The following is a 24,504-nucleotide window of genomic DNA, read 5'->3' on the forward strand; positions in this document are numbered from 1 at the left end:
GAAAACTGGAAACTACTATGAAACTGATCACTCTACTGAACAAGCATTTTGATACTGATTTAAAGGAGTATGAGGACGAGAACGGCGTTAACCACCCCGCTATATGGGTTTATGAGAAAGGTGAAGACTGTGAGCCTGTCGTGGTGCTTAAAGCTACTGAACAGCCGGAGATCTGGAAGGTTGGAAACGTATACTCAGCTCTTACTCACAATGCGCTGTTATCAGAGACTGAACTCAAAGCGTTAGTGAAAGCTGGCAAGGTAATGAAGTGAGTGAACAATCAGAGAGAAGAGAACACTAAACTCGTCCTCTTCTCTTTCAGTCTTACATACGCTTTCTGGTGGTAGCTTCATTGTTGGTTGTTGTGGCCTGTATGATGGCTGATAACTGTTCCTTTTGAACTGTAGCGATAAGCTCGTTTGCCAGCTTATGATTGACGTTCCTACACCCCTGTAGTGTGAACGTGTCTTTAAGAATTGCCTTTCTAATATGTTTCATTCTACTGTTGAGAAAGATAACAGCATTTTCAAACCCTTCTTTTTTATTGATTTCGTCAAGCACTATTATTGCTTCACCCGCCGAAAGCTGATTAGCTCTATCTTTTAATTGCTCAAATAATGTTTTTGTTTTTTTCATATAATCACCTTTATTTATTTACCAGTTCAATTAATAGCATATTTAAAATAAAAATCAAAAATAAATATACCAAAACAATAAAAGCCCCCGAAGGGGCTGTAAGGGTTAGTGTTTCATTGTTATTTGATGACCATCTTTTTTTAGAAGCTCTAACAATGCTGGAATAACCTCTGAAATATTTTCTTTTTTGACTCTCTTGTAAATTGTGTTATTTTTTTTGATTAAAAAGTGAGTTTCATTATCATGTATCAAATAGAATGTTGGATTCCCATTTCTGCTGTAATAAGTTCTTCCTATTTCAGTATAATCATAATCTTCATTCTGGCACAAAATAAATCCGCTATCTAAATCAAACTCAACCATATTCATAGTATTTATCATTGCGTTGTAAACTGTATTTAAAGTGTTTGTATTCATAACATATCTCCTTTTGTTTTTCTGTTATATATAATTAATAACACTTTTAAAATAATAGTCAAATAAATATATACTTTTATTTTAACTATCCGATAAGCGGTGTAAGTAAAACACTCTATATTTAAATGATTATTAATTTAACCGAAAGGATAATAGAAAAGAAAAAAGCCCCGGTGAGAGGGCTTTAGTCATACACACACATACATAGAAAGGTGAAGCATCATAAACATAAAAACTTTTATATAAAGGACAAGATTGCTTGTCTCTTATATATTAATTAGCACTTATTATATATAAGTCAACTTTAATTGAGAAAATATTTCAAAAAAGTAGTATAGGTTATCCGTCCGTCCTGTTTTATTAAAATACATTCTTTTTAATATTTACAATTGGGTTAGATATGTTATCTATTTAATATACACAATAGAAAAGGAAAAGGTGATTAACATGAGTATTATTTTAAACAAAGTAAAAGCATTTACAAACACAAAAGAAAACAGAATTGAAAAACTTTTATTCAGCAATGATATTGATTTGGTGAAAAGAGTATTGATAACTCATCCTGATATTAACTTAAACTTTATTAACAATGAAGGTAAAACAGCTTTGTTTGGTGCTGACTATCTTAAAGCAGAAGCTTTAATAAATGCGGGTATCAATATAAATGCTAAAGATAAAGACGGCAATACAGCGTTGTTCTTCTCTGATTATATGACTTCAAATCTTCTTTTAAACAAAGGGGCTAATGTCAATCATAGAAACAACATTGGTATGACAGCGATTTTCAGAGCAGACAGATCAAAAGCAAGCTTGCTTATAAAGGCTGGAGCAAGAGTTAACTTCAAATCCTACGTAGACAACACTACAGCTCTTCAAATGGCTTACATAAGACGTGATGAGGCTGTTATGACCGTTCTAATCGAAGCCGGGGCAGACATACACCACAATTGGAGAGGCTACTCAGCTCACGCTAAAGCATTCATGACAACTATTAACGAAAGACAAGCAGCATAAGGGGGAAACCCCTTATCAGGAGATTAATATGAAAAATAAAGTTGTTAAAACAAAAAAAGATGATGATTCCTATAATGAACTACTTGAAGTGCTTATAATGTTAATACTGGCATTGGTTTTGGTATCTTTTATTGAAAGCACCGAAAACAAAATGAGCACCGAAGAAATTAGTTTATATAACCTACAAACTGATGTTATGAATATCATGCTTTATGATACACCAATACCAATAATAAAATCATTAACAGAAGATCAAAAATCAAAGCTAATTATTATAAACAGGAATATAGATAATTGTATGGAAAGAAAGCAACAATTAGGTGCTTCAGGATTATCAGAATGCTATAAAAAAAATGAATTATTATTTAATGAACTTAAGGTTGGTTTTTCAGATAGATTGATTTTTAATAATTAAGTTATCAGACAGGCGGGATAGGTAGACACAAAAAAAACATGGAGCCTAAACCCCATGTTTTAATCGTTGTTATATACTCTGACGGCAATCTACAATATATAACTTATCAAATTAAACATCCTATAAGATGGGAAACACCCATGAACACCCATGCTTACTTATATTTTATAACGCTTTAATTTGTTATTGTCAAATTTAATAAAACCCTTCCGGGGTTTTATTTTTAAATAGAAATGGTTTAACTAATCCGCTCATCTGATATTTAAAGTAAAAGTATATATTTATTTGACTAATATTTTAAATATAGTATTAATTGATTATACACAAATAAAGGAGAGTTATTATGAGTAAGAATAAAAAAAACATTAAAAACAAAGGTATTAAGAAAGATTTAAACATTAACATTCAACAAAAAATTGAGTCAGAGGCTGGGGAAGAAATAGAAGTAGGACGTAAAACAGTTATAGCTTTTCTTCTGTTCTTACTTATTTTTTTAATACCTCTTTTTACGGAAACTTTATCAGAGAGAAAATATGACAATCAAATAACTTATGATGTTGTTAATGAAAATAACTATGAAATTATATTAAATAATAATAGATACTTCCTTGATTTAGATTTTGATGATGAACAATATGCTTCAGCCATAAAAAATTCCAATATTGATTTTATTAGTCTTTCTTTAGAAAGCAAAAGAATACAACTGAATGATGAAGAATGTTTATATACAGATGAAATATGTAAAAACAAAATCAAATCTGATAAGTTAGGTTTAATTACGAAAATACAGAAATGGTCTGACGATAGAGTTAATCTTGGTGTTGTTTGGTTGAGTAAAAACAAAGCAAAAGAAGAGGAATTAGAAAGAAACACCCCAGCAATTATAAAGGCACTCACATTTTCGCCTTCAAAATATAACCGCGTGAGAACGGCAGTAGGTAATAATCGTATAATGGTTAGCCCAATTGATTTCTGGATCAATATATTTAAAAAAATAATACCTTAAAAAATGGTTTAACTAATCCGCTCATCTGATATTTAAAATAAAAGTATACATTTATTTGACTAACATTTTAAATATAGCATTAATTGATTATACACAAATAAAGGAGAGTTATTATGATAAAAAAAACAAAAACATACTTAAAGGAAGTTCAAGAAAAATACATTGAAAACGATTTATTTCGTGTGATATTGGGATTGTTTATAAGTTCAGTTTCCTTTTCAACACTTTTATTGCTTCCTGAAAAACTCATAGAGGAAATTAGCATGACTGATATGGGGGTGAATATTTTTTTTATTATATTTACAGGCATGGTAATAACAATGTCAGGATTAATACCGATAATAATGGGTGTTATCCATAAATTGTTAAAGACAGATGGTAAAAAATTTATAGCAGGTGTGATTATGATGGGTATGGCATTTTTTATTCCTCCGGCTTCTATCTATGGACTAATACCAATGCTTGGCGCACTTATAACAATGAGTATTTTATTTGGGTAATATGTATCTGAGGGGGTATAAATGAAAAAAGACATAATAAGAGATTTAAAAAGATTAGGTTTACATAACGGAAGTGAGTTTATATCAAGCGCATTTTTAATAAAGGATAACAGATTAGAAGCGATAATAGCATTAATAGACAGACTTGAAGCACGAAAGATTATACCAGCCCATATTAAGCATGGTTTCAATCAGATAAGAGCATCATATAAAAGATCTGGCTACATCAATCAAGCTCTTGCTGTTATACTGTTTAAGGCTTATGTGAACGAGCCAGCAGAGCATTTTAAAGCAGATATATATTGGAGTATTTAACAAAAGAGAGGTGAGTATGGGAACAGAAACAAGAGAAAAAGAAATAGAAACATGGTCAGATTTTATTGATGAGTTTCTTAAAGAAGGTGGTGTTATTTATAAAAATCAAAACAGACAAAAAAGAGAGGTGGCATATGATAGATAAAATAACAAGAATATTAAAAGAGTATTCAGATGATGATAGTAAAAGAGGTAAATTATTAAAAGATTTCTCTATGTTCGTTATTAGGTTTGGGGTTTTTGTTATGCTGTATTGCTCGACAACCATTCTCTTAAAAAATGAGTTGGGCATAAATAAAGAAGTAGCTGATAAAATGTTTATATACTATTCATATGGAGTTGGTTTTTATATGGCAGGAGCTTTATTACCTTGGATGTTTCGTCAAAAATACAACATTATGAATATTTTTGAAAAGGATAAGAATATCAAATCAAAAGAAGAAAATGAAATTGAACGAAACGACAAAGGAGAATGATTATGATAAATAGTTTTATATTATTAAAAGACAGGAAAAGTAAAAAAGGGTTTTCACTATTAGAATTGCTTTTAACGTTAGGTGTTATAGCTGGAATAATAATAGCCGCTTTTATAGTTTTTCCAAAAGTTCAGGCTTCACAAAAGATAGACAAAGAGAGCAGAAACATAACAGCTATTCAAGCGGGAGTGAAATCACTCTATGGCGGCAGAGCTAAGATCTCATCATTGAATACTGATAGCTTCATTGCGTCTAAGAACGCCCCTGACAACATGATCTTGGATGGGAAGTTAGTGAACGAGTGGAAAGGCAATGTAAGCGTTGAATACAGCGGCAATCATGGCAAATACAACATTATGTATGATGCCGTTCCCCCTGATGCTTGCGCAAAACTCATTACAGCGGTTTCCGGTAATTTTGTGAGTATCACAGTATACAACGATAACGGGAGCACTGATGTTAAGAACTTAGAAGAAGGGTATGGAATAGACATAACCAAAGCTACAGCCGCTTGCGCATCACAAGAAAGCTCAACTGTTATGTTTACATCCATCATTTAAAAAGGAAGGTTATTTATGACACACATATTAAGTAAGAAAAGGAAGAAAGGATTTTCATTGTTAGAGTTGTTGTTGGTTTTTGGTGTTATAGCAGCAATCATAGTAGCTGTATTTATGGTTTACCCTAAAGTAAGTTCAGGTCAAAAAATTGACAGTGATATTAAAATATTGGGAACATTAAACGCAGGTATTAAAAATCTGTATGCTGGACAAGCCGACTTCACAGGTTTATCAGTAGACGCAGTAATCAAGTCTAAGATAGTTCCAGAAGATATAGTTGATGATAATCTGATTTGGGATAGTTGGGGCGCGAACGTCTTAATAGAACCTTACTACGATGGAAGCTTTTATATTGGGTTTGAGAACGTATCTGTAGATGCTTGCCCTAAGTTTGTTTCACAAGCCGGAGCAAGTTATTTTAAAATAGTTGTTGGATCTACAGAAGTTAAAAACATAGAAAATGGTTTAGATTTAAATATGGCTACTACAACATCGGCTTGCGCTAATGGTGAAGATGGATATTCAGACAAACCAATTACAGTTTACTTTTACGATAAATAAGAGGTGGAGTTATGAAAAATAGAGTTTTAGAAGCGTGGTTTTATATAGTTGTAGCAATGACATTTACAGGATATTCATTTTACTTGTTTTTTGAGGCAACAGATATATCAAAATATGGATTAATAGGTATCGTTTTTAATCTGGTTTCATTAAAGCTGTTATATGAGTCTTACAAAATAAACAAAGAGATAAAAAGAGAGGTGGTTAATGAAGGATAATTTTTTAGTTAGGATATTTGCTTTTCTCGTAATAGCATTTATATTTTGGAATGATACAAGCTTTACCGCCAACTTGATTTACTCTGTAATAATGGCTACGTTAGTTGTTGACAATATTCTTATGATGAAAGTAGCAAATAGAGGTCAGATCTATAAAGGGATGAGTATAAAATTGCTAAAAGAAAGTTTTTTAAGAAAAGTTAATCCAAATAAAAGCCCCTGAATAGGGGCTTGGTTTTCTCTGGTATTGACCGTTGTTATTAGTCTTTTTTGATCAGGAAATCGTCTTTTTTAGCCCCGCCTTTAATGGCTTCTTCAATAGGTTTTGGTGGACGACCACGACCAGACCATAAGACCTCTTCACCATCTGCGTTTGTATAAGCATACTTAGGCTCTACAGAACCACGTTTAACGCCCTTAGCACCCTTACCCGGTGCAGGAAGCTCTTGCCCTAACAGGAACGCTCTCACGCTGTCTAAGCTCACTTCAAAGCCTTCAGACTGGAGTAGCTCAGTAGTAGCTTTAAGCTTGTCTTCAACCAGTAGCAGTTTCTGCTTATCTTCTTCAATGCGCTTGTTGATCTCTTCCTTTACAGCCTCAACCTTTTCAGCGAACACTAAGAACTCTTCATCACCAATTTCATTAGCGATTTTACGCAGAGAACGGATGTTTGATAAGTGAGAAAGATCGCTCATGTTAAACCCCTTAACCATACAGTAAAGGGGTAATCTAACATACAGCATTTTAAATAACAAAATGTTTTATAAAGCAATCATGATAGGTTTCTCAAGGCGAGGTTTTATTTTATAGCAACCGCATACATACAATAATATTTGATTTAAGAATGAATAGTTTTTCATATAACCATTATGAAACTCTTTAGCTAAAATCTCTATCTCTTTAGTTAGCTCTTCCTGATTGTATTTTGTGTTATCTATATAAGCCCTTAACTTATCTCTGACAACATAATCAAATAAATCCTCAATATCTTCATCTTTATCACTGTAAGCGAAAATATGACCCTCCACACCCTCTTTCATGAATGTTGAGGCGATAGCTCCATGTTTTAAATTCATTATGTAATCAAATCTACCACTGTAGTTATTGTCTAAATATTTTTTAGCTCTGTTTGTTATGATTAACTTATTGTTGTTGTATTTCTCATCCAGCATGTCAAAAGCTATAAATGCTAAAACATCCAGCAATAATTTTTTGTTGGTATCACATGGTTTCATATTGTTTCTCCTTTTTTTGTAATCATCAATGTTTTGTTTTTGGTATCCAGCAAATCAATTCCATACTTAACAAGACCGATAACAGCTATCGTATAGTATGAGTTTGTATTTGCTTTTATTCGTTGTATAAAGTTTTCGTAAGCCCAAATTGTTGTTCTCGTAAGGTCTGTGCTTATATCGCTACGCTCACAAGTGATAGATATATGGTTGGTGTCGCTATCAATGTAATCTCTCAACTGATAAGACACATTGCCTGTTTTCTCTCTCTTGAGAACAAGATGTTTTTTATTCTTGATCACGTCATTAAGAGCATAATCAGCTAAAGAACAAACAGCATATGAAATGCTACCCATACTTATAGCCTTTATCTTTCGTAATAAACTACGCTCAACACGTATAGCTATCTTTTCATCTTGCTTGTTTATTTTTGTATCATTAATCACTTTTATATGATTTTTACTTTCTATTTCTAACCAGTTCGTTTCACTCATTGTTTTCTCCATTTAGCTAAAGAACCAATAAGCGACAACAGACATTATCACAATAAAAATGATGATTTGCTTCATTGTGTTATTTTGCTCTGTTATGAATACTGGTTTAGCCTTTTCTTCTTCTATTATCTTTGCTTCATGTTCATCTTCATACTCTTCTATCTTTAGCCTTCTTACTCTATGCTTTTTTAATAGATTGAGTATCCTTTCATTCACAATAAGATCATTGTTTTCGTTCAAATATATTTCTTTGCTTTCCTCTCCTTTTTTGAATGGTATCAGTCTATACCATTTAGGTATGCTCTTATTCGGATGTTCCATATTGTGTTTAACACTAAACTTTATTTTTAAATCTTCATGTTTAATGATGTTCACACAATTAACATTACTTTCTATTAATGTGTTTAATAGCGATCTACTAATCAAATAACATCCCGGATCGCAATACACTATCTCTTCTCTTGTTATTATATCAATTACTGCTATTTCTTCTGACTCAAACTTATCAATCGAACATTCACCCGCAACAAAAGGATGAATTACATATTCTTTTGTATTACCCATTTCTTAACACCTCCTTTCTATATATATAATTAAATATAATTTAAATTTAATATTGTCAAGCAAACGGCTACCTATTGACAATCTTTTAAAATATATTATTTATTAAATAATGGCGTTTAATAAAAATAACAAAAACATCAGAAAAAAACTTTTATATAAATTACATGGAGATATTTTATGATTAAAAAAATATTGCTTATAATGGCAATGCTATTGTATGCGACAAATGCGAGTGCTGATACTTTTTCAATGGATTGGTTAACTCCATTATCAACAGATTGGTTTATGAACAACTTTGTAGACAAATATCTTAATCCTGAAGCTTTAGGCGTATTCTCTGGAATAATGGCTTTATTTCTTAGCTTTCTTTTAGTGTTGGGTGGTATCTTAGCAGCATATACATTAATTGCTGGCACAATGGCTACAGCTCATGATGGTGAGATGTTAGGTAAGAAATGGTCTTCAATGTGGCTTCCTATAAGAACAGCTTTAGGAACGGCTATGCTTCTTCCTATGCCAACTGGTTTTTGTGCGATTCACATGGTGATTTACTCATTTATAAAAGCTGGGGTTGGTTTAGCAGGAACAATGATACCTCTCGCTATTGCCTGTATAACTATATTCTTTGATTATTCAAGTGTAAGTTCAAATCTTGAGATAAGAAAACTTGCTAAAGATACGCTTTTGGGTGCTGCGTGCGTTCAAATATATAATGAAGAAACAGCAAGAGAATTAGCTCAATCATCTAAATATTTTAGAGGTAATATTCAATATTTTAGTGTTCAGAACTTTGAAGCAAAAAGCGATGGAAAAAGAGTAATCGGCTATAACTTTGGTGGTTTAAAAGATGACTGGAATACAGGTGATAAATCTCAAATGTGCGGTTTTCTTAGATTAGATGTATCAAACTCTGGTGAACAACAAAATGCTCTTGCGTCTGGATCTGGATATAAACCATTAGTTGATGTTTCGTCAATTCAAAATGCGGTTCAACAAGCTCAGGCTAAGGCACTCAACAAAATGGTTTTAGATGCTATCGCTTACTCAGATACTTTAGTTAAAGCTGATCCAGCAAATCCAAAACCTATTAATGATAAAATTGAAGAAATGACGGCAGCTTATAAAAAATCAATGAATGACGCAGGTAAATTAGCAATGGCTCAAGCAATTAAAGTTGATTCAATTGCTGATATAACAGAAAAAGGGTGGGCTTTCTTCGGCGCTTATTACATGAAAATCGTTCAGTCTATAAATGGAACTAACGCAGCTATGAATAGTATTCCAGCTTCCTCCGGTCAGGCTGCTGAACGTTTAAATTATTTAGCTGATAGATTTGGCCCTCGTTTTGAGAAAGTTAAAAATATTGTTAATCGCTCTGATAAACTTAATGCTGACACTACTAATATCGCGGGTGAAGATAGTTCATTATTTACAAGTCTATTAAGAGGAGCAAATTCAAACGGTGGTATTTTCTTGGGTGATGGTAAAGTAGATCAATTGCTATCTATTACGCAACAAGTAAACGTTGGTAATCACGTTCTTAACGGCGTAGCGGCAATGGGTATAGGCGCAAGCTCTGTTTCATTGTTAGCATTGATACCTAAGTTATCAGATGTGTTGATAGCAGCCGGAACTATAATTGGTCCATTCTTCTCGTTCTTGATGATCGTAGGCTTGATAAACGGCATCATGCTTGCTTACGTAATACCTATGATACCGTATATCATCTGGATGGGGATTGTGTTGTCATACATGGCTACGTGTATAGAAGCTTATGTTGCCTCACCCATGTGGGTTTTAGCTCACTTAGCGCCGGATGCTGATGATGTTGTAGGTAAACAAGGACAGGGCTATATGCTTACACTGGTAGTAACACTAAAGCCGGGGTTAGCAATATTTGGTTTCCTTGCTTCCTTCGTGATGATGTGTGCGGGGGCTGCCCTCATAAACGCAACATTCTTGATAGCAACAAGCTTCGTTGACTCCGGTTGGTTAGGTATCACTTACTCAATAGCAATGATAGCTGTTTATATGTGTTTAAACTTAAACAATACGATGAACGCTACAAGAGTTATGTCTACTCTTCCTGATACTGTTTTAGAATGGATCGGCGCAAGAGCAACTTCATTAGGCGGTAAAGTTATGGGCGGTTCAGAAGAAGCTCTTAATAGTGCGAAAAGTAATACTACTAATACCGTTGAAAGAGCAGGACAAGCTACAGCAAGTTCTATGTCAAATATGGCAAGAAACCGTGAGAAGAAAAGAGATATTGAACCTAAAGGCGGTAATGAAGGTAATATTGGCAAGGGTAATAATCAAGAGCCAACTAACAACACGACAGCAGATAAAGGAAATCATGGTCAATCTATAACAGATTTAAACCCAAAGGAATAAGTAATCCTTTTATCTGAAACTAACTAAAAGGTAGCGAGTTGCTACCTTTTTTTTATCAATTCTATTGACGTGTTTATTTTATGTGTTAATTAATTTATATACATACACAAAAGGAGATATTTATGAAAGATAAAGAATTTGAAGATAAAGTAAAAAACACTGCTAAAAATGTTTTAAAGTCATACACTACTGTTAATCCAAAAAAGATTATGAATAATCTATATGACTCGGCATCTAATACAGTTCAAGCCCCTATTGAGACAGCTCGCTCCAGTATAGAACTTTTTAATAGGTTTAAAGGGAATAACGATAAGAAGTTATCATATGAAGAGTTGTATTGTATAAATAATGCTGATGAAAATTTAAGACAAAAAAATTATACAAACTTCTCTATAGCTTCTTTAGTGATTTTTGTTTTTATGATTGGTGTTGCTGTGATGGGTGGTTATAAAATCTATTATGGCATTGACACAACAGCAAAGGTTTTATCATTCATGACATTTGGATCAGGTGTATTCTTATCATTTGCTGTTTATTTTAGATGTGTAGTAAGAGCTTATTGTTTAAAATACGCAACAGTTGATAACAAGCTTAATGCTTTAAAAGGTATTGATAACATTTTACCCAATCCATTCTATGATGTTAGAGCTACAACAAACAGTGAAGATAAACCAATAGTTGCTTTCCTTGAAACAAAAGAAGAGCAAGAAAGAAATAAATAAATAAATAAATAAATAAAAGGTGGTAGCCACCTTTTAAAAAATACTTAAAAAATAATTTGAATTCCATAAAACTGTACGATATTATTTAATCAACAAACAACGAGAGAGGATTTTAAAATGATGACATTACTTAGCACTTTCAACTACATCCCAGCTTTTATTGTTGGTTTAGTAATGATTTTTTTATCTGTTAAAGTAGTTCTTTTACCAATGTCTGATTTAATCACTAAAATCAGAGACAAAACAACTGATGTTGCTATTTACCCTCTTAGTGTTTTTATGGGTGTTCCGGCTATCGCAGTCTTTTTTGTAGCTGTATCTTTTACAGTAAGTATGTTTGCTTACATGGTTGGATTGGTTCACTAAGAAAATTCTACTCTCTTGTTGTTGACCCGCTACGGCGGGTTTTTTGTTGCCAAAAGAAAGGGGGCTTTCGCCCCTTTTTACATTTTTAAACTTCTACCACGTTTAACCTGATACTCCGGCATAAGTTCTTCCTTTTTAATATCTTCTTTTTTTGGTTCTCCGAACTTCATATAGCGATCTAAATCATATGCTTTGTGTATCATCTGAAATTCTTCTTCTTGTTTAAGAGAAGTGGCTTCAACCCTGATACCATTTTTTATAGCACTTATATAAGCCTGTTCCATAAAGACAGGATTACCCTTAGTTAAAACAATACTGTTCCATCCTTTTTGTTTAGCCACATCAATCAAATCAACAGCAATATCATTAGCTTTACGCCTACCACGTATTGCTATAGCATCTTCTGTTTCTTTAATTAAAAGACCATCCCCGAAGTAGTGAGTTCTTGAAGTAAGTTTTCCTTCCTCAATGTTATCTCTTGAATGAAGATAGTTATCACCAAAAAGATTTTTTAATTCATCGTTGGTTAAATATCGGCTTCTGCCGTTGGTTTTAACATTCAATTCAGTTTCAGGCATGAGATTTTTTTCGAAGTCTTTCACATATTGAGGTCTGTTATCCTTCTTGATCTCCCCCTCTTCTTCTTCACGGATGTTAGAACGAACAGACTTGATGCGGTCTTTAAGACTCTTAGCCTTAACAGGATGTTTAGCCTCTTCATTCTTCATTTGGGTAAACTTGTCCAGATCAGTGAAGTCTTGAGCTGGTATGTTATCAGCAGCGGAGACAACAGCAGCCGGAACGGTTGGTTTGGCCTCTTCTGGTTTCTTCTCTATCAGGGAAGCGGTAGGAGCTGGCTCCTCAAGGTTAAGTGTCTTCTGTAGCTTAACGTAAGTGAGTTCCAGTTCTGAAAGCTGGTTCTTAATCATCTTCCTTTGCTCGTCACTCATACCGAACTTGTCGCCAATATTGAGCACGTCTTTAAAGCTATCTATACGGCTTTTTACTTCCATCATGTCATGCTCAAGGTTAACTTCTGGTTCAGGTTCTGGCTTCTTAACCGGAGCTGCAGCTGGGGATACGTTGTCGGCCACAATCTCATAATCAGGGAAATCAGGCATTGGAGCATCCATTGAAAAAGCCTGTTCAAAATCATTTAAATCGTTATCTTTACTCATGTTTTTACCTCGCGTTTTTTATGTTGAAATGTAGTATATACTAATATATATTAATATATATTGATGGTTAGTCAATCGGCTAACTACATTTAAGTCACTGTAAAACAGGACAAAAGGAGTAGGTGTATGCTTGCTATCTCGATTTACAATAAAAAAGGTGGTGTTGGGAAAAGTCTCTTCAGCATCGTTATCTCCTCTTGGTTTGGACACAACGGCAAAAAGACAACTCTGTTAGACCTCGATCCACAGGGCGGGAGTTTGCTCTTTGCGAGCATCGCAGAACAGGCCGGAACAAAACTAACGTTTAACGTAGCTCGTAAGCCAACCTCTAAAGATGTTGATGTGTTCGTATTTGACCACAGCCCCGGCATTCATAGCGGTGGTGATGGTCAGCTTGCCCCGTTCGTAATCATTCCAACTATCCTTGATGCCAGCTCATACAGTGCTACGCTCAAGAGCGTTCAGGAACTACGTGAACAGGGTAAGACAGACAATGATTTTATCGTTGTTCCTAATCGTGTTGAGATCCAGAACAAAGAACAGCTCGACCTGTTAATCAAGCTACAGGAAGAACACAGGGCAGCAGGCCATGACTACGATTTGCCATACATCAAAAAGCGTGTTGCCTATCCTCGTTCATACAACAACGGCGTCACCATCTTTGAAGAAAAAACAGGCTTACCGCTGGTATCTGATGCCCGTAAAGAGTTTGAGTTGCTGATGGATGCCGTAGGTAAGAAAATCAAAGCCGGTGTTGAGGCTCGACGCAATAAAAGTTAATATATATTAATATATATTAATATATATCGTTTCTCGTGAAATCTGATGGAGTTTCAGCATGACAGACCACAAAAAAGAAAAATCTAAAAAACCTGCCGGATGGCTCGATGATATGGAGACTTTTGAAAAATTGTCTCTGGAAACGGCCTTTTCCGATCCCAATGCTGGCACATACTGGGCACATCGAGAAGAAGACTTAGGAGAACTCCAGCCGTTCACTACGTCATACGTTCGTTGCGACTTTAAAGTAGTAGCGGAAGATGAACCCCGCTTAATTGGTTTCCGTGTTCCTAAAGCTCTGGAAGAGAAGTTTAAGCTTCTTTCCCATGATGCTTTATCAAATACTATTCTTGCTCTTGCTGATTTAAAAGCAGATGAGTTAATCAGAGAAAATAAATCTATTCATTTTACTAAGAAAAAGAAATCCTGATAAAAGGCGTAATTAAACAGGATGAACGGACTACCGTTATATTTTCAAATGTAGGATTGTAGGGTAGATTAATATAGTAAGAACAAAAAAAATCTACATTCAAAAAATACATAGGAGATACATTATGAGTGGAGCAAAAATATTAGCAGTATTAGATAAAGACGGAATGCGTGATGCTCAGGGCATTAATGGCGGTAAAACAAGTCCATTAGAGCCAACCATCAACGGCGCTACGTATAAAGATAGTGAACTTGATATAGTTATTAAAGCTGAAAACGGTTTAGAGCTTCTTAAAAAAATTGAAGCTACAATTGACCGTGGGATAATGTCAAAACAGTATTTGAATACCATTCAAAGACCTCTTTCAGAACTAAGCACTAATAAAGATCCAAAAGCTCTTTTTGGTGATATTGGAGGCAGGGGGAATGAGTGGGAACAGCTATTTATTGATTTATCAGGTTTTAGAGCAGAAGATCAGGTTTTAGCACATGACATAATCACTGACAGTATGGCTAACCCTAATTTTATTTATGTAAAAGATCAGGGGCCGGGAAAATCAAAGCAATATATGCCTGTTATTGGTAAAAACAGTGTTTTTGCTTGGGGTGTTCATAGCGACCAAAAAACTAAAACTCACTCTCATATATTTAGGCATACGCATACCATTACTGATAAAAACTATGAATACAACCCAAATACTGGTGAAGTAATCATAAATCAGTTAAATCCTGACGCAAGAAGAATAACAGCAAGTCTTTCATTAAAAGATAACTTTGTAAGAACGCAGGTTCTTAAAAATATCAATGACAATCTTAAAGCCGCTGGTTTACCTCTTTTAGATAACATTTACTTATCTAAAGGTAAAATGCTTTCTCCAGAAGAAATCAAAGCACAAGAGGTTATTGATACAAATAATAAAGAATATCTTGATGATTTATACACTACAGCAAGAGAAAAAGCTAAAGAAGAGTCTATTAAAAATCAAGAGCAAATTCCAAAAGAAGTTATTGAAGATGCTGTTGTTCAGAATGAACTAAATGAAATAGATGCTCTTATCAAGCAAAAACAAAAACTTGCTGCTGAATACGCCGCTAAAGCTATTAAAGAAAACAATGAGATACAAGGCTTTGAAAAGGCTCGTGAAGCTGTTATAGCTCTTCATCAAGAAAAACGTGTTAATCAGGAACTTACTACAGAGCTGACCAACACTAAGCAATCACTTGAAGAAGAAGCGAAGCTTAGAAGCCAGTTTGAAGAAAAGGCCAAAAAAACAAGTGAAGAGTTAGCAGAAAAAACAGAAGCGTTTAATGCTCTTTCTGATGAGTATAAAGCTCTTGGTGAGCAGTATGATGATTTAGAAAAAACTCATATAGCTACCATTGAAAAACATAGAGAAGTTGTTGAAAGACTTAATGAACAGCTTGTTCAACAAGACCTTGATCATACGAATGAAGTTGAGTTGTTAGAGAAAACTCATGAAGCCGTTGTAAATAAACTAAACAGCGATCATAAACAAGAGATTGAAACGCTTAAAACTCAACAAGCTTCTATTGTTAGTGGTTTGAATAGTGAAATAACAACTCTTAACGATACCATTAAAGCTATTACTGAAGATAGAGATAGCCTTAAATTCGATAATGAACAGCTTGAGATTGAATTGGCAAAAGCTAAAAAAGCTATTATTGATATGGAGCGTAAGCACAAAGAAGAGCTTGAAAAACGTGATGAAGAGAAAGTTTCATTCGAACAAACCATAAAAGATTTGATGGATGAGAAGATTGAAGCTGACAAAGCTATTAAACTTCTTACTGAAAGCAATGATAAACTTATCGAAGAAGTTAACCAACATATTGACTCTTACAACAAGCTTAAGAGCGAAAATGTTAAGCTGAAAGCTGATTATGATAAAGAGAAGGAAGAAAACTCTACATTAAAATCAGAAAATGAACAGCTTAAAATTGATAAACAAGCTTTAGAAGAAACAATAAGAAAAGATATAGAAAAAAAGAATAAAGCTGATAACAGCAATAAAAATAAACCAACTAAAAAATAAAACATTATTAAGGGGGTTAACGCCCCCTGTTTTTCTTACCTCAAGGAGATTATATATATGGGATTATCAAAGTCAGTTAGTGATTTACTAAGACAAAAAGAGAGTTTAGATAATGAGCCTGATGAAGTTCAGAGTGAAAATGAAGTTGAAATATCAGGAGAAGAAAAGGCTTTAACATTAGAAAGTGATTTGGTTCTTTTAGGTATCGTCTGGAACGCTATTAGACCTCATGAAACTTTTGAAAAGTTAAAAACTCGCTATTATGTTAATGAAAACTTAGCTGTAGAAAAAGGGAATAACAGCTTTTGGATTTACGGCAAAGAAGATTTAATATCAGAAAGCATTGTTTCTTTTGTTGATTATTTTGCTAAAGATATAAGAGATTTTAAATTTATCAGGCCAGAATCATCATATGATAGTTTTATTTATTATTTCTTTAAAGAAGCTATTATGTGTAGGTTAAATGTTTTAGTTTCAAACTCTTTCCATGAAAGAGATTTACAACAAGTAATAATCAAGGATGTTATTAGAGAACTTAAAGACGACGCAAGAAAGATGGATAACATAAATAAAAAATATCATCTTCAAATGATCGACAACTGGATAAGTCAAATACTCGTTAAAAACACACACTTATCTATGTGATATACAATTTGACGTGTTAAGTATTGAATTTTCTAGAAAAAATGGTATAACAGTAAAAGAGTGTGATAACACACCAAAAATACATACATAAAAATATTATAATAGGTGAGATTATGAATAGAGAAAATACAGAAATGGAAGCTGAAAAGCTTCTTGATAATATGGATTTGTCATTAGATGATGAAGAACAACAATCTGATGAAGATACAACTTTAACGCATCCTGAAATTGATGCTTTCGATAATGCTAAATTATACGACGAGCGTATTACTGATGAAGCTTTCTATGCTTCAAATAACTACGCTATTCATCCTAAAGGCTTCTTTAAAAGGATTTACCCAAAAGATGGTAATCCTTACTGGAAGCAAATTCACAACTATTTTGCTATTCCATACTTAAAGCTTTCCACTGCTAAACAAGGTTCAGGCGTAAAAACCTTAGAAGCTAATACTGGTTATACAGGTGTTCGATTTCTCAATAACGATTTAGAAGTAAATGAAGTTGCTCTTTCTTCATCGGATCGAGCAGAGTTTACCAGCTCTAAATCACGTCTTACCTTGAACGATTGGACGCCTCCTGCGGGTTCTGATCGTTCAGAAGTGTATAAAGCTTTCATGGAGGCCGCACAAGCTGGCTATGAGCCTCATGTAAGGCCAAATGGTAAAGTCTATCCTGCTTTCATCAAGCGCATGACAGGCTACACACAAAGAGGCTGGGTGACTCCTGACCTTCATATCCGCTCTAAGCATGATCTGTATGTCGGCAAGGTTGCTACTCAGAGTGAAAAGAAAGGTGATCCTGAAATCCAGAAGGAAACTACAAGAGAGATAATTAAACACTCTCCGGCAGTTCGTATTTTCTTAGCAGGCACATATGCGTCATACACTAAAGGCCGTATTTGTATTTCAGATGAGTTTTGCCCGATTGTTAACTACACGGGTGAAGGTGAAAAGGGTAAATCTACAACTCTTAAAATATGTGCGGCTACAGAAGGTTCTCCAGCTAAAGGCCGTATGATCATTGAAGCTATAAGTTCAGAAGTTGGCGTTGAAAACTTTGCTACTGCTTATAATCATGGCCCTGTTTTTCTTGATGAGATTGACGAGCTACTTAGAACAAATGACTTACCACAAAGGATAATGCGCCTTACTAACGGCGGTGGTAGAGTTATTTTCGATAAAGATAATACTTTCAAACAACCTAACGTTTGGAACGGTATGTTCTTCACGACTTCCAACCAATCACTAAGACAAAGTGTTAAAGGTGATGGCAAAGAGTCGGCTATTTTAACTCGTCTTATTGAAATAGATATTCATGATCCTGACCTTCATATCTTCTTCCCTGACAAGAATGATGGAGGTAAAGTTTCTCAGTGGATGTCTAAGCTTTCAGAGAACTATGGTCATATATATGATGAAATTATCGCATATATAACAAAAAACGCTGATGAACTTGAGCAAAAACTTGCTGATTTTGAATCTGAGTTATTAACTACAGAAGAGTTAAGATATTTCAAAAAGAACCGTCGTTCAGCGCATACTTTAGCTCTTATCATGCTTGGTGCTGAAATTATGGAAAGTGTTTTAGGCAAGGAAAGTGCTATGTTAACTCATGAAGCAATAAATATTTATAAAAATAAATATGCTCAGGATATTAACGAACAAATTGATTATGCTGATTATAAATACATTTCTCATCTTGAGCGTCTTTATGAGTGGATTAATGCTAACAAAGGCATGATTTCTTGGAGTAAGTTTGCTTATGCTGAACAATCTGATGATATAAACGAAAGTATCAGTAGGACGCAGAAAAAAGCGGCTCAGACGCTTACTAACAATGCGACTCACAGAGGTTCGGTTTTAGCGGAAGTTAAGATCAATAGAGTCATGGAACACTCTGATGATTTTGAAGGAACAATAGTTTTCAATGCTATGGGTATCAAACACCTCAAACAACATGCTCAACTTGATTTTAACGAGCTTTGCCAATCTCTTGAAAAATTAGGAATGGTTGAGCCTGACGCAAGATTTACACCGAACAAAGTTAAGGATTTGGGCTTATCAAGTTCAAGAACTACGCGCCTTACGCTGAAGCCTATTGATGAGCTACGTTCTGACATGATCACTACAAAGAATTCTATTCTTGTGAACGATAGTGAGAAAACAGAAGGGCAAACAGAAATTCTTAATCAAAACAATGCTGATAGTGAGTTTAACATAAACAAAATACTTGAAGCTTCCGCTCAATACGAAGAAGATTATTCCGCTTACTTTGATAGAACATAAAAAAAAGGGGTTGCGAAAGCAGCCCCTTAAACTTTATTAAATAGTCGTTTTCCAAAATAGAAAACACATTATGAATAGATCTTCAATATACACTCTATTCATGGAATAATCAATTTTATTTTACTTGATATTTTTCAAATATATGCGCTAAATATTTTATATTAAGCGTGTAAAATTTGATTTTATTAAAAAAATAGTATATATATTTATTATAAATAATTTAAACTATAAGAGGTGGTTTATGCTTGATTTAGATATTAAAAGAGAGTTGCTGTTTGCTGAAACAGCCGAAGAAGTAGATATATTGGTAAAGGCCGGAGCTGATGTAAACGGTCTTATGGGTAGTGTTTTTCCTTTAGCTTTAGCTGAAAACTTAGAAGTAGCAAAGGCATTAGTTGCTAATGGTGCTGATGTTAACTTTACCAATAAGAAAGGTGAAACAGCTATCTTCTATAACAAAAACATCGCTGTTATCAAATTTTTGATTTCACAAGGCGCAAATATTAACCATTTAAACAACGATGGTGAAACAGCATTGTTTAAAACATCCGACATTGAAATGATTAAAGCGCTTATCAAGTTGGGTTGTAGTCCATTCCTCAAAAACAAGAATGGAGATCGCCACGACACAAAAATAAAACCAGCAGATAAAGAAGAATACCAAAGCTTTATGAATAAGCTTAAAGAAATGATCAGGAACGCACTTGAACAAAAAAAGCAGATGCTACAAGTAGCGTAAAAAAATAACCGGACTACCTCTTTAGTTTAACCCGCTTCTGGCGGGTTTTTTCTTTTCTGGCATTGACATATTTTGTTTTTATTTTAATTTATAATTATCACCCAATTGAAAAGAAAAAGGAAAAATCATGAAAGCATTAACAGACATATTAAAAACCAAAAATACAATTGAAATTGAAAAATTCATTAATGAAAACCGCGTTATTGAAGAAGATTTTTATATTGATGAAGTAGCCAATATTTTCCATGTTGTTCTACTTACAAAACAATATAAGAGCTATGAAGTAGCAAGAATGCTTACCAGATACTTTGACATTAACAAGCAGGATAAAGCTGGTAAAACAGTTCTGTTCTATGCCGTTCTCATGGGGAATACTGAGGCTGTTAAGTTCTTTATCTCCGCAGGAGGCGATGTATCAATAAAAGACAATCAAGGCAGAAAAGCGGCAGACCAGATAACACTACTTGATCTTCAAAATGCTTCTTCAATGTCAAGAGTATTACTATCAGCAGAGAAATAACATGGATGAGTTTTCTTTAGATACGTTAAAATCATATATAGACAGAAATCAAACTTCACTATTCTATGATTATCTCACTAAGCACCAATTAGACACTAATATGAATATCTTATCTTGGTGTCTTTTGTCTGTTTTTTCAAAGTCAGAAAATGAAAACCATCAATACTATAATTTTTTCTGTTTAGTAGTGGGTTTGTTCAAAGATGTTAATAAGCCAATAAATGGAAGACTGCCATTAGAAATAGCTTACTCAATCAATAACATTAAGTTTTATATTCACCTTCTTTTGAATGGAGCAGATCCCCAAAAGAAAAACAGCAAATACAAATCCACTTATGAAATAATCATTAAAGATGAAAATGAAAAATTCCTTTCCTATATATTTCGGTATGAGCAAAGCTTGATTAATGAAATACACAAAAGAAAAGGCACTCATTAAGAGTGCTTTTTCTAAAAGTGATACTTATATGATGTCAAAACTTACAATAAATAGAAATTGGGTATTAATATTTACGTATTAATTAAGTAATCAATTACCTTCCTTCCGTCAATAGCAGTTGAAAAATATTTTCCATTTTCTTGAAAAAAGTGTTGATCGTCATAAGCGTTCTGTAGACAATTACCAAATCAAAGCAGTCATATGCTTTACGCATCATGTAGGTTCAGGCTTTAAGCCTCCATCTTTCGATAGATGATGATGCACCAACCGCCGGAATGGTTCCGGCCTGTTCCATGAACTCATGGAGCTGATCTATCTATAGAGGTTGGTTTATGACTGTATCTATACAAAACACCCCATCTTCAAGCCTAAAGCCACTAAAGCCCCTTTACCGTTGGGCTGGCGGCAAATCTAAGCTACTCAAAAGCTACAATCCACATTTACCAGATTTGAACAGCGTAAGCGCATACGTAGAGCCGTTCTTTGGAGCTGGCGCTCTCTTTGCGTCTGTTAAGTCTACATACAACCAGATCCCCACAATCATCAACGACATTAACCCTGAACTGGTAAGTCTACTCAATACCATCAAACACGATTTTGAAGCGTTCTGTATCGAGCTGCAGGAGCTGGAAGCGGCCTATCTGTCTATACGCTCTCATGAAGTCAGGAACTACCGTTTCTATCAGCGTAGAGAACAATACTGGAAAGAACAGATTGCTAGTGTCCGAGCATCGGCTTTGCTGTTCTTTTTGATGAGCACCGGCTTTAACGGGATATGGCAGGTAAACAAGAAGACAGGACGCTATGGAACAGGCGCAGGGTTGCTTAACCATAAGAGCGGCCTGTTTGATTACTCACTCCTGAATGAGTGGCATAACGCTTTACAGGCAACGTCTATTCATTGCGGTTCCTATGCCGATCTCGATGTTCCAGCAGGGGCTTTTGTCTACTGTGATCCACCATACAGAGATAGCATTGCTGACTATGGCCATGCATTCACTGATGAAGACCACAAAGACCTTATCGAATGGTGTCGGCAGCTTCAGGAGCGGGGCTGTGTTGTGTGGTTAGCCAACAGAGAGGCAAATGATAGCTTCTTTGAAGAAAACGCTTCTGATGCTTCTGTATTGCGGTTTGACATTACCTACACAGCCGGAAGAAAAAAGAAAACGGAAAACGGACATGAAGCAGTAAAAGCTAAGGATTTGCTGATGATTTGGAATAATAAAAACATGATTAAAGCCGCTTAATAAAAAATATTTGATTTATGCTTTTGTCATAGTGTTAACTTTAATATATAAACTAAAAGAGGAAAATGAAATGAGTTATATGTCATTAAATGTAGTAAGCATTCAGATTAAAAAAGCAAATGTTGAAAAACTCACTGCGTGGGTCAGAGATTTTGAAAACATACGTGCATATGGAAGCGCATCAAATATAGATATTATAAAAAATGATGATAGAGAAGAAGATGCTCATTACATAAAAACGAAAAGGTATAGAAAAGAATGGTTTGATATTTTCTTTGAATCCTCTGATGAACTTAATCATTTTTATCAAGACGGGTTTTTAGAAGGGATCGCGAGAATGTTTGATTGCTATGTCAATATTAGCTCAATAACATCTTGGTGTTGTCCTTATCATGAGTCATATACTATGTATATGGATAACTGGTATGAACCGTATTATAAAAACTTTACCGGAGATGAAAGTAGAAAATGGCCTCGCCATATAGGTATGTATTTTTGGAACTGGGTAAATCTTGATGAGATTTAAATGACGTGAATAAACAGGTCTTGAGTAAGAACTGGCACACCCAAAAAGCAGCGTAATTATTTTTTAATAAAAGAGAGGATACAAAAAATGAGAAAGAAGTTTAGACCTGTGGATTTTCATACAAGCAATATGGGAAATAACTATATAACTTTAGAATGTATGATGTCAGCACCATTTCATGAACATTCACCAGAGCTTTTCGCTAAATGTTTAGCAGAAGTCCCCAAAATAAACAGGCTACTTATTGATAGACGTAAGTGTGAGAATAAGGAACATTACGAAAAGGTTTTGATGGTTGCTGATATGTGTTTATCAATGATGATGATTGAGCGCCGTATGGGTATCGTTAACGAAGATAATAGTTATTTTAATCAAAAATAAGAGGTGATATATGGAATACATTAACGTAGTGAGAAGTGATTTTGAAGAGTTTGCAAAAGAAAACGTAGAAGGTTATGAACATAGTAAAACATTGATGAAACCTGAAAGAGTATCAAACAAGGATTATCCTCAACTTGAATATGTTCCATTTTTTTCATTTGAAGGTAGTAAGTTGTTGTTTACTTATAATCAACTGGAAGAAAACAGAATAAATAAAGCTGTATTAAAGTATGCTGTTAACCTTTGCTTTAATAGTGATATGAGTAATAAATATGGAGATATTGAGGCTTTAAGTAATACGTATTCCGCTGTTTATTACTGTTTACTCGATAACATGTATAAGACATTAAAGAAAAAAGACATTGAGAGTGTTTTATATTGGCTTGATTAAATAAGGGGCTTACATAGCCCTGTATTTAAGAAAATGAAATGTATTTTCAAGGTGGTATCTATTAAACATAACATAAAAAAGGATAAGTAATATGAAAGACAACAAAGAACTAAAAATAGCAACTATAACAACTAATATGTTAGCAAAATACATTTATGAAGGAATAATTAAACTTGATGATGAGAGTTTAGCAAAGTATGAAGATTTAGCTGAGTTTCAATCTCATAAAGTTGATATGGATGTTTATGATGTTTATGATGTTTTAGAGGATATAGAAGCATATCTAAATGACGTTATAGATTTATTAGAAACAGATGTTTTTTGTGAAAATATTCTAACTAACTTTAATGGGAAAAATCATGAATATGAAGCAATCCATTTTGATACAGAAGAAGAGTTAAAAGAATTTCTTTTAGAAGAAGATCTATTTATCATTAATAACTCTTTAATCATTAACTCTGTTTCTGATGATTTAGATGCTTGCACACAAGTTTTAGAAATGCTTGAAGCTAATAAAATCCATAACGATTAATCGTGAGTATTTAGAGAGTGAAATGACTTGCTTGATTTTATTGATTAAAGGGCTTACATAGCCCTTTAATCCAGATAATGAAGCATATTTAAAATAAAAGTATTTATTTATTTGACTAATATTTTAAAAGAGGTATCTATTTAATATAACATAAAACAAAAGGAAAACATTATGAATGAGAACAGTATAATTGAAGAACTCTTTGGGATTGTAGAAAACAATAAAAGACATAGCCATGATGATTTAATCAGTGTGATTGATGAAAAGATTAAAACCATAGCTGAAATAACTTTAGAAGCAAAATCCAAAGATAAAGAGATTGAAAAACTTAAAGAGAGAATAGAGATCCTATCATTTTTGTTAGTTAAACGTGATTTGAAAATCAGTGCTCTTGAAGATGAAATAGAAGAGTTAAAAATATAATAAAACAACCATTGGGGAGCAATCCCCTTTTTTATAAGGCAA

The 24,504-nt window shown here is 33.8% G+C and carries 35 protein-coding genes; 28 read left to right on the forward strand and 7 right to left on the reverse strand.

What is annotated here, in order from left to right; all coding sequences use genetic code 11:
* Positions 1-272, forward strand: a 272-nt coding sequence (locus tag ACT3RR_RS21410) for a hypothetical protein (protein ID WP_227629646.1), incomplete at its 5' end; no start/stop codon positions are given.
* A 52-nt stretch (positions 273-324) separates the two neighbouring features.
* Here ACT3RR_RS21410 and ACT3RR_RS21415 read toward each other — a convergent pair.
* Positions 325-636 (reverse strand): hypothetical protein, encoded by a 312-nt coding sequence (locus ACT3RR_RS21415; protein WP_045892630.1) that lies wholly within the window; start codon positions 634-636, stop codon positions 325-327.
* A 105-nt stretch (positions 637-741) separates the two neighbouring features.
* On the reverse strand, positions 742-1,053 hold the full coding sequence (locus tag ACT3RR_RS21420; protein ID WP_045892632.1) for a hypothetical protein: 312 nt from the start codon (positions 1,051-1,053) through the stop codon (positions 742-744).
* Between the two features lie 447 nt (positions 1,054-1,500).
* Here ACT3RR_RS21420 and ACT3RR_RS21425 point away from each other — a divergent pair, with 447 nt between their 5' ends.
* The 10 genes from ACT3RR_RS21425 to ACT3RR_RS21470 all read left to right on the forward strand — a co-directional run bounded on the left by ACT3RR_RS21425 (position 1,501) and on the right by ACT3RR_RS21470 (position 6,118).
* Positions 1,501-2,067, forward strand: a complete 567-nt coding sequence (locus ACT3RR_RS21425) for an ankyrin repeat domain-containing protein (RefSeq protein ID WP_151385391.1) — start codon at positions 1,501-1,503, stop codon at positions 2,065-2,067.
* 28 nt (positions 2,068-2,095) lie between these two features.
* Positions 2,096-2,482, forward strand: coding sequence for a hypothetical protein (locus tag ACT3RR_RS21430; RefSeq protein ID WP_045892636.1), 387 nt, complete (start codon positions 2,096-2,098; stop codon positions 2,480-2,482).
* A 343-nt stretch (positions 2,483-2,825) separates the two neighbouring features.
* Positions 2,826-3,488 carry a hypothetical protein gene (locus ACT3RR_RS21435; protein WP_496201092.1) on the forward strand — a complete coding sequence of 221 codons (663 nt, stop codon included), beginning with the start codon at positions 2,826-2,828 and terminating at the stop codon, positions 3,486-3,488.
* 113 nt (positions 3,489-3,601) lie between these two features.
* Complete coding sequence (locus ACT3RR_RS21440) at positions 3,602-3,988, forward strand: hypothetical protein (protein WP_032650634.1); 387 nt, start codon at positions 3,602-3,604, stop codon at positions 3,986-3,988.
* A 21-nt stretch (positions 3,989-4,009) separates the two neighbouring features.
* Positions 4,010-4,303 (forward strand): hypothetical protein, encoded by a 294-nt coding sequence (locus ACT3RR_RS21445; protein ID WP_496201093.1) that lies wholly within the window; start codon positions 4,010-4,012, stop codon positions 4,301-4,303.
* 16 nt (positions 4,304-4,319) lie between these two features.
* The gene (locus ACT3RR_RS21450; RefSeq protein WP_262129971.1) at positions 4,320-4,448 is read left to right on the forward strand and encodes a hypothetical protein; all 129 of its coding nucleotides are present in this window, start codon (positions 4,320-4,322) and stop codon (positions 4,446-4,448) included.
* Positions 4,438-4,779 (forward strand): hypothetical protein, encoded by a 342-nt coding sequence (locus ACT3RR_RS21455; protein WP_075210670.1) that lies wholly within the window; start codon positions 4,438-4,440, stop codon positions 4,777-4,779. The genes ACT3RR_RS21450 and ACT3RR_RS21455 overlap by 11 nt, the downstream gene beginning before the upstream one ends.
* Before the next feature lie 2 nt (positions 4,780-4,781).
* On the forward strand, positions 4,782-5,339 hold the full coding sequence (locus tag ACT3RR_RS21460) for a type 4 pilus major pilin (RefSeq protein ID WP_050595073.1): 558 nt from the start codon (positions 4,782-4,784) through the stop codon (positions 5,337-5,339).
* Between the two features lie 15 nt (positions 5,340-5,354).
* Positions 5,355-5,900, forward strand: coding sequence for a type 4 pilus major pilin (locus ACT3RR_RS21465; protein WP_373854526.1), 546 nt, complete (start codon positions 5,355-5,357; stop codon positions 5,898-5,900).
* Positions 5,901-5,911: 11 nt separating this feature from the next.
* Complete coding sequence (locus ACT3RR_RS21470; protein WP_373854527.1) at positions 5,912-6,118, forward strand: hypothetical protein; 207 nt, start codon at positions 5,912-5,914, stop codon at positions 6,116-6,118.
* 260 nt (positions 6,119-6,378) lie between these two features.
* On the opposite strand, the gene ACT3RR_RS21475 is transcribed toward ACT3RR_RS21470, so the two are convergent.
* The 4 genes from ACT3RR_RS21475 to ACT3RR_RS21490 all read right to left on the reverse strand — a co-directional run bounded on the left by ACT3RR_RS21475 (position 6,379) and on the right by ACT3RR_RS21490 (position 8,408).
* Positions 6,379-6,813 (reverse strand): H-NS family nucleoid-associated regulatory protein, encoded by a 435-nt coding sequence (locus tag ACT3RR_RS21475; protein WP_182265901.1) that lies wholly within the window; start codon positions 6,811-6,813, stop codon positions 6,379-6,381.
* Positions 6,814-6,879: 66 nt separating this feature from the next.
* Complete coding sequence (locus ACT3RR_RS21480; RefSeq protein WP_182265902.1) at positions 6,880-7,353, reverse strand: hypothetical protein; 474 nt, start codon at positions 7,351-7,353, stop codon at positions 6,880-6,882.
* Positions 7,350-7,844 (reverse strand): hypothetical protein, encoded by a 495-nt coding sequence (locus tag ACT3RR_RS21485; RefSeq protein ID WP_103244813.1) that lies wholly within the window; start codon positions 7,842-7,844, stop codon positions 7,350-7,352. Before ACT3RR_RS21485 ends, ACT3RR_RS21480 begins: the two co-directional genes overlap by 4 nt.
* Positions 7,845-7,856: 12 nt before the next feature.
* Positions 7,857-8,408, reverse strand: coding sequence for a hypothetical protein (locus ACT3RR_RS21490; protein WP_373854529.1), 552 nt, complete (start codon positions 8,406-8,408; stop codon positions 7,857-7,859).
* A 177-nt stretch (positions 8,409-8,585) separates the two neighbouring features.
* On the opposite strand from ACT3RR_RS21490, the gene ACT3RR_RS21495 reads away from it, so the two are divergent.
* The 3 genes from ACT3RR_RS21495 to ACT3RR_RS21505 all read left to right on the forward strand — a co-directional run bounded on the left by ACT3RR_RS21495 (position 8,586) and on the right by ACT3RR_RS21505 (position 11,890).
* Positions 8,586-10,802 carry a DotA/TraY family protein gene (locus tag ACT3RR_RS21495; RefSeq protein WP_032650659.1) on the forward strand — a complete coding sequence of 739 codons (2,217 nt, stop codon included), beginning with the start codon at positions 8,586-8,588 and terminating at the stop codon, positions 10,800-10,802.
* 122 nt (positions 10,803-10,924) lie between these two features.
* Positions 10,925-11,524, forward strand: coding sequence for a hypothetical protein (locus tag ACT3RR_RS21500; protein WP_373854531.1), 600 nt, complete (start codon positions 10,925-10,927; stop codon positions 11,522-11,524).
* A 117-nt stretch (positions 11,525-11,641) separates the two neighbouring features.
* Positions 11,642-11,890 carry a hypothetical protein gene (locus tag ACT3RR_RS21505; protein ID WP_063927399.1) on the forward strand — a complete coding sequence of 83 codons (249 nt, stop codon included), beginning with the start codon at positions 11,642-11,644 and terminating at the stop codon, positions 11,888-11,890.
* A gap of 77 nt (positions 11,891-11,967) precedes the next feature.
* Here the strand turns inward: ACT3RR_RS21505 and ACT3RR_RS21510 are convergent, their stop codons facing one another.
* Entirely contained in the window at positions 11,968-13,068 is a 1,101-nt protein-coding gene (locus tag ACT3RR_RS21510; protein WP_373854532.1) for an LPD7 domain-containing protein, read from the reverse strand.
* A 126-nt stretch (positions 13,069-13,194) separates the two neighbouring features.
* Here ACT3RR_RS21510 and ACT3RR_RS21515 point away from each other — a divergent pair, with 126 nt between their 5' ends.
* The 14 genes from ACT3RR_RS21515 to ACT3RR_RS21580 all read left to right on the forward strand — a co-directional run bounded on the left by ACT3RR_RS21515 (position 13,195) and on the right by ACT3RR_RS21580 (position 24,462).
* Positions 13,195-13,848, forward strand: a complete 654-nt coding sequence (locus ACT3RR_RS21515; protein WP_032625056.1) for a ParA family protein — start codon at positions 13,195-13,197, stop codon at positions 13,846-13,848.
* A 58-nt stretch (positions 13,849-13,906) separates the two neighbouring features.
* Positions 13,907-14,278 (forward strand): hypothetical protein, encoded by a 372-nt coding sequence (locus ACT3RR_RS21520; RefSeq protein ID WP_032625058.1) that lies wholly within the window; start codon positions 13,907-13,909, stop codon positions 14,276-14,278.
* Between the two features lie 124 nt (positions 14,279-14,402).
* On the forward strand, positions 14,403-16,331 hold the full coding sequence (locus ACT3RR_RS21525; RefSeq protein WP_496201094.1) for a hypothetical protein: 1,929 nt from the start codon (positions 14,403-14,405) through the stop codon (positions 16,329-16,331).
* A gap of 57 nt (positions 16,332-16,388) precedes the next feature.
* The gene (locus tag ACT3RR_RS21530; protein WP_496201095.1) at positions 16,389-16,976 is read left to right on the forward strand and encodes a hypothetical protein; all 588 of its coding nucleotides are present in this window, start codon (positions 16,389-16,391) and stop codon (positions 16,974-16,976) included.
* A gap of 113 nt (positions 16,977-17,089) precedes the next feature.
* Positions 17,090-19,261: a DUF927 domain-containing protein gene (locus ACT3RR_RS21535; RefSeq protein WP_080394384.1), complete on the forward strand. Its 2,172-nt coding sequence runs from the start codon at positions 17,090-17,092 to the stop codon at positions 19,259-19,261.
* Between the two features lie 241 nt (positions 19,262-19,502).
* Positions 19,503-20,000: an ankyrin repeat domain-containing protein gene (locus ACT3RR_RS21540; RefSeq protein ID WP_063860022.1), complete on the forward strand. Its 498-nt coding sequence runs from the start codon at positions 19,503-19,505 to the stop codon at positions 19,998-20,000.
* A gap of 127 nt (positions 20,001-20,127) precedes the next feature.
* Positions 20,128-20,520, forward strand: coding sequence for an ankyrin repeat domain-containing protein (locus ACT3RR_RS21545; protein WP_119918847.1), 393 nt, complete (start codon positions 20,128-20,130; stop codon positions 20,518-20,520).
* 1 nt (position 20,521) lies between these two features.
* The gene (locus ACT3RR_RS21550) at positions 20,522-20,959 is read left to right on the forward strand and encodes a hypothetical protein (RefSeq protein ID WP_119918846.1); all 438 of its coding nucleotides are present in this window, start codon (positions 20,522-20,524) and stop codon (positions 20,957-20,959) included.
* Between the two features lie 332 nt (positions 20,960-21,291).
* The gene (locus ACT3RR_RS21555) at positions 21,292-22,209 is read left to right on the forward strand and encodes a DNA adenine methylase (protein WP_119918845.1); all 918 of its coding nucleotides are present in this window, start codon (positions 21,292-21,294) and stop codon (positions 22,207-22,209) included.
* A gap of 70 nt (positions 22,210-22,279) precedes the next feature.
* Positions 22,280-22,735, forward strand: a complete 456-nt coding sequence (locus tag ACT3RR_RS21560; protein ID WP_045307779.1) for a hypothetical protein — start codon at positions 22,280-22,282, stop codon at positions 22,733-22,735.
* Between the two features lie 87 nt (positions 22,736-22,822).
* Positions 22,823-23,116: a hypothetical protein gene (locus ACT3RR_RS21565; protein WP_063927394.1), complete on the forward strand. Its 294-nt coding sequence runs from the start codon at positions 22,823-22,825 to the stop codon at positions 23,114-23,116.
* Positions 23,117-23,126: 10 nt separating this feature from the next.
* A complete protein-coding gene (locus tag ACT3RR_RS21570) occupies positions 23,127-23,507 on the forward strand; it encodes a hypothetical protein (protein WP_063927393.1) in 381 nt (126 codons plus the stop codon).
* 91 nt (positions 23,508-23,598) lie between these two features.
* Complete coding sequence (locus tag ACT3RR_RS21575; RefSeq protein WP_032650690.1) at positions 23,599-24,039, forward strand: hypothetical protein; 441 nt, start codon at positions 23,599-23,601, stop codon at positions 24,037-24,039.
* 171 nt (positions 24,040-24,210) lie between these two features.
* Positions 24,211-24,462, forward strand: coding sequence for a hypothetical protein (locus ACT3RR_RS21580; RefSeq protein ID WP_032650694.1), 252 nt, complete (start codon positions 24,211-24,213; stop codon positions 24,460-24,462).
* Positions 24,463-24,504 lie beyond the last annotated feature (42 nt).

The organism is Ewingella sp. AOP8-B2-18, from assembly GCF_052376015.1.
Classification (GTDB): domain Bacteria; phylum Pseudomonadota; class Gammaproteobacteria; order Enterobacterales; family Enterobacteriaceae; genus Ewingella; species Ewingella allii.

What these genes read in the sequence shown, in the direction of transcription:
- ACT3RR_RS21415 (WP_045892630.1), bottom strand. Translation starts at nt 636, where the DNA reads ATGAAAAAAACAAAAACATTATTTGAGCAATTAAAAGATAGAGCTAAT.
- ACT3RR_RS21420 (WP_045892632.1), bottom strand. Translation starts at nt 1,053, where the DNA reads ATGAATACAAACACTTTAAATACAGTTTACAACGCAATGATAAATACT.
- ACT3RR_RS21425 (WP_151385391.1), top strand. Translation starts at nt 1,501, where the DNA reads ATGAGTATTATTTTAAACAAAGTAAAAGCATTTACAAACACAAAAGAA.
- ACT3RR_RS21430 (WP_045892636.1), top strand. Translation starts at nt 2,096, where the DNA reads ATGAAAAATAAAGTTGTTAAAACAAAAAAAGATGATGATTCCTATAAT.
- ACT3RR_RS21435 (WP_496201092.1), top strand. Translation starts at nt 2,826, where the DNA reads ATGAGTAAGAATAAAAAAAACATTAAAAACAAAGGTATTAAGAAAGAT.
- ACT3RR_RS21440 (WP_032650634.1), top strand. Translation starts at nt 3,602, where the DNA reads ATGATAAAAAAAACAAAAACATACTTAAAGGAAGTTCAAGAAAAATAC.
- ACT3RR_RS21445 (WP_496201093.1), top strand. Translation starts at nt 4,010, where the DNA reads ATGAAAAAAGACATAATAAGAGATTTAAAAAGATTAGGTTTACATAAC.
- ACT3RR_RS21450 (WP_262129971.1), top strand. Translation starts at nt 4,320, where the DNA reads ATGGGAACAGAAACAAGAGAAAAAGAAATAGAAACATGGTCAGATTTT.
- ACT3RR_RS21455 (WP_075210670.1), top strand. Translation starts at nt 4,438, where the DNA reads ATGATAGATAAAATAACAAGAATATTAAAAGAGTATTCAGATGATGAT.
- ACT3RR_RS21460 (WP_050595073.1), top strand. Translation starts at nt 4,782, where the DNA reads ATGATAAATAGTTTTATATTATTAAAAGACAGGAAAAGTAAAAAAGGG.
- ACT3RR_RS21465 (WP_373854526.1), top strand. Translation starts at nt 5,355, where the DNA reads ATGACACACATATTAAGTAAGAAAAGGAAGAAAGGATTTTCATTGTTA.
- ACT3RR_RS21470 (WP_373854527.1), top strand. Translation starts at nt 5,912, where the DNA reads ATGAAAAATAGAGTTTTAGAAGCGTGGTTTTATATAGTTGTAGCAATG.
- ACT3RR_RS21475 (WP_182265901.1), bottom strand. Translation starts at nt 6,813, where the DNA reads ATGAGCGATCTTTCTCACTTATCAAACATCCGTTCTCTGCGTAAAATC.
- ACT3RR_RS21480 (WP_182265902.1), bottom strand. Translation starts at nt 7,353, where the DNA reads ATGAAACCATGTGATACCAACAAAAAATTATTGCTGGATGTTTTAGCA.
- ACT3RR_RS21485 (WP_103244813.1), bottom strand. Translation starts at nt 7,844, where the DNA reads ATGAGTGAAACGAACTGGTTAGAAATAGAAAGTAAAAATCATATAAAA.
- ACT3RR_RS21490 (WP_373854529.1), bottom strand. Translation starts at nt 8,408, where the DNA reads ATGGGTAATACAAAAGAATATGTAATTCATCCTTTTGTTGCGGGTGAA.
- ACT3RR_RS21495 (WP_032650659.1), top strand. Translation starts at nt 8,586, where the DNA reads ATGATTAAAAAAATATTGCTTATAATGGCAATGCTATTGTATGCGACA.
- ACT3RR_RS21500 (WP_373854531.1), top strand. Translation starts at nt 10,925, where the DNA reads ATGAAAGATAAAGAATTTGAAGATAAAGTAAAAAACACTGCTAAAAAT.
- ACT3RR_RS21505 (WP_063927399.1), top strand. Translation starts at nt 11,642, where the DNA reads ATGATGACATTACTTAGCACTTTCAACTACATCCCAGCTTTTATTGTT.
- ACT3RR_RS21510 (WP_373854532.1), bottom strand. Translation starts at nt 13,068, where the DNA reads ATGAGTAAAGATAACGATTTAAATGATTTTGAACAGGCTTTTTCAATG.
- ACT3RR_RS21515 (WP_032625056.1), top strand. Translation starts at nt 13,195, where the DNA reads ATGCTTGCTATCTCGATTTACAATAAAAAAGGTGGTGTTGGGAAAAGT.
- ACT3RR_RS21520 (WP_032625058.1), top strand. Translation starts at nt 13,907, where the DNA reads ATGACAGACCACAAAAAAGAAAAATCTAAAAAACCTGCCGGATGGCTC.
- ACT3RR_RS21525 (WP_496201094.1), top strand. Translation starts at nt 14,403, where the DNA reads ATGAGTGGAGCAAAAATATTAGCAGTATTAGATAAAGACGGAATGCGT.
- ACT3RR_RS21530 (WP_496201095.1), top strand. Translation starts at nt 16,389, where the DNA reads ATGGGATTATCAAAGTCAGTTAGTGATTTACTAAGACAAAAAGAGAGT.
- ACT3RR_RS21535 (WP_080394384.1), top strand. Translation starts at nt 17,090, where the DNA reads ATGAATAGAGAAAATACAGAAATGGAAGCTGAAAAGCTTCTTGATAAT.
- ACT3RR_RS21540 (WP_063860022.1), top strand. Translation starts at nt 19,503, where the DNA reads ATGCTTGATTTAGATATTAAAAGAGAGTTGCTGTTTGCTGAAACAGCC.
- ACT3RR_RS21545 (WP_119918847.1), top strand. Translation starts at nt 20,128, where the DNA reads ATGAAAGCATTAACAGACATATTAAAAACCAAAAATACAATTGAAATT.
- ACT3RR_RS21550 (WP_119918846.1), top strand. Translation starts at nt 20,522, where the DNA reads ATGGATGAGTTTTCTTTAGATACGTTAAAATCATATATAGACAGAAAT.
- ACT3RR_RS21555 (WP_119918845.1), top strand. Translation starts at nt 21,292, where the DNA reads ATGACTGTATCTATACAAAACACCCCATCTTCAAGCCTAAAGCCACTA.
- ACT3RR_RS21560 (WP_045307779.1), top strand. Translation starts at nt 22,280, where the DNA reads ATGAGTTATATGTCATTAAATGTAGTAAGCATTCAGATTAAAAAAGCA.
- ACT3RR_RS21565 (WP_063927394.1), top strand. Translation starts at nt 22,823, where the DNA reads ATGAGAAAGAAGTTTAGACCTGTGGATTTTCATACAAGCAATATGGGA.
- ACT3RR_RS21570 (WP_063927393.1), top strand. Translation starts at nt 23,127, where the DNA reads ATGGAATACATTAACGTAGTGAGAAGTGATTTTGAAGAGTTTGCAAAA.
- ACT3RR_RS21575 (WP_032650690.1), top strand. Translation starts at nt 23,599, where the DNA reads ATGAAAGACAACAAAGAACTAAAAATAGCAACTATAACAACTAATATG.
- ACT3RR_RS21580 (WP_032650694.1), top strand. Translation starts at nt 24,211, where the DNA reads ATGAATGAGAACAGTATAATTGAAGAACTCTTTGGGATTGTAGAAAAC.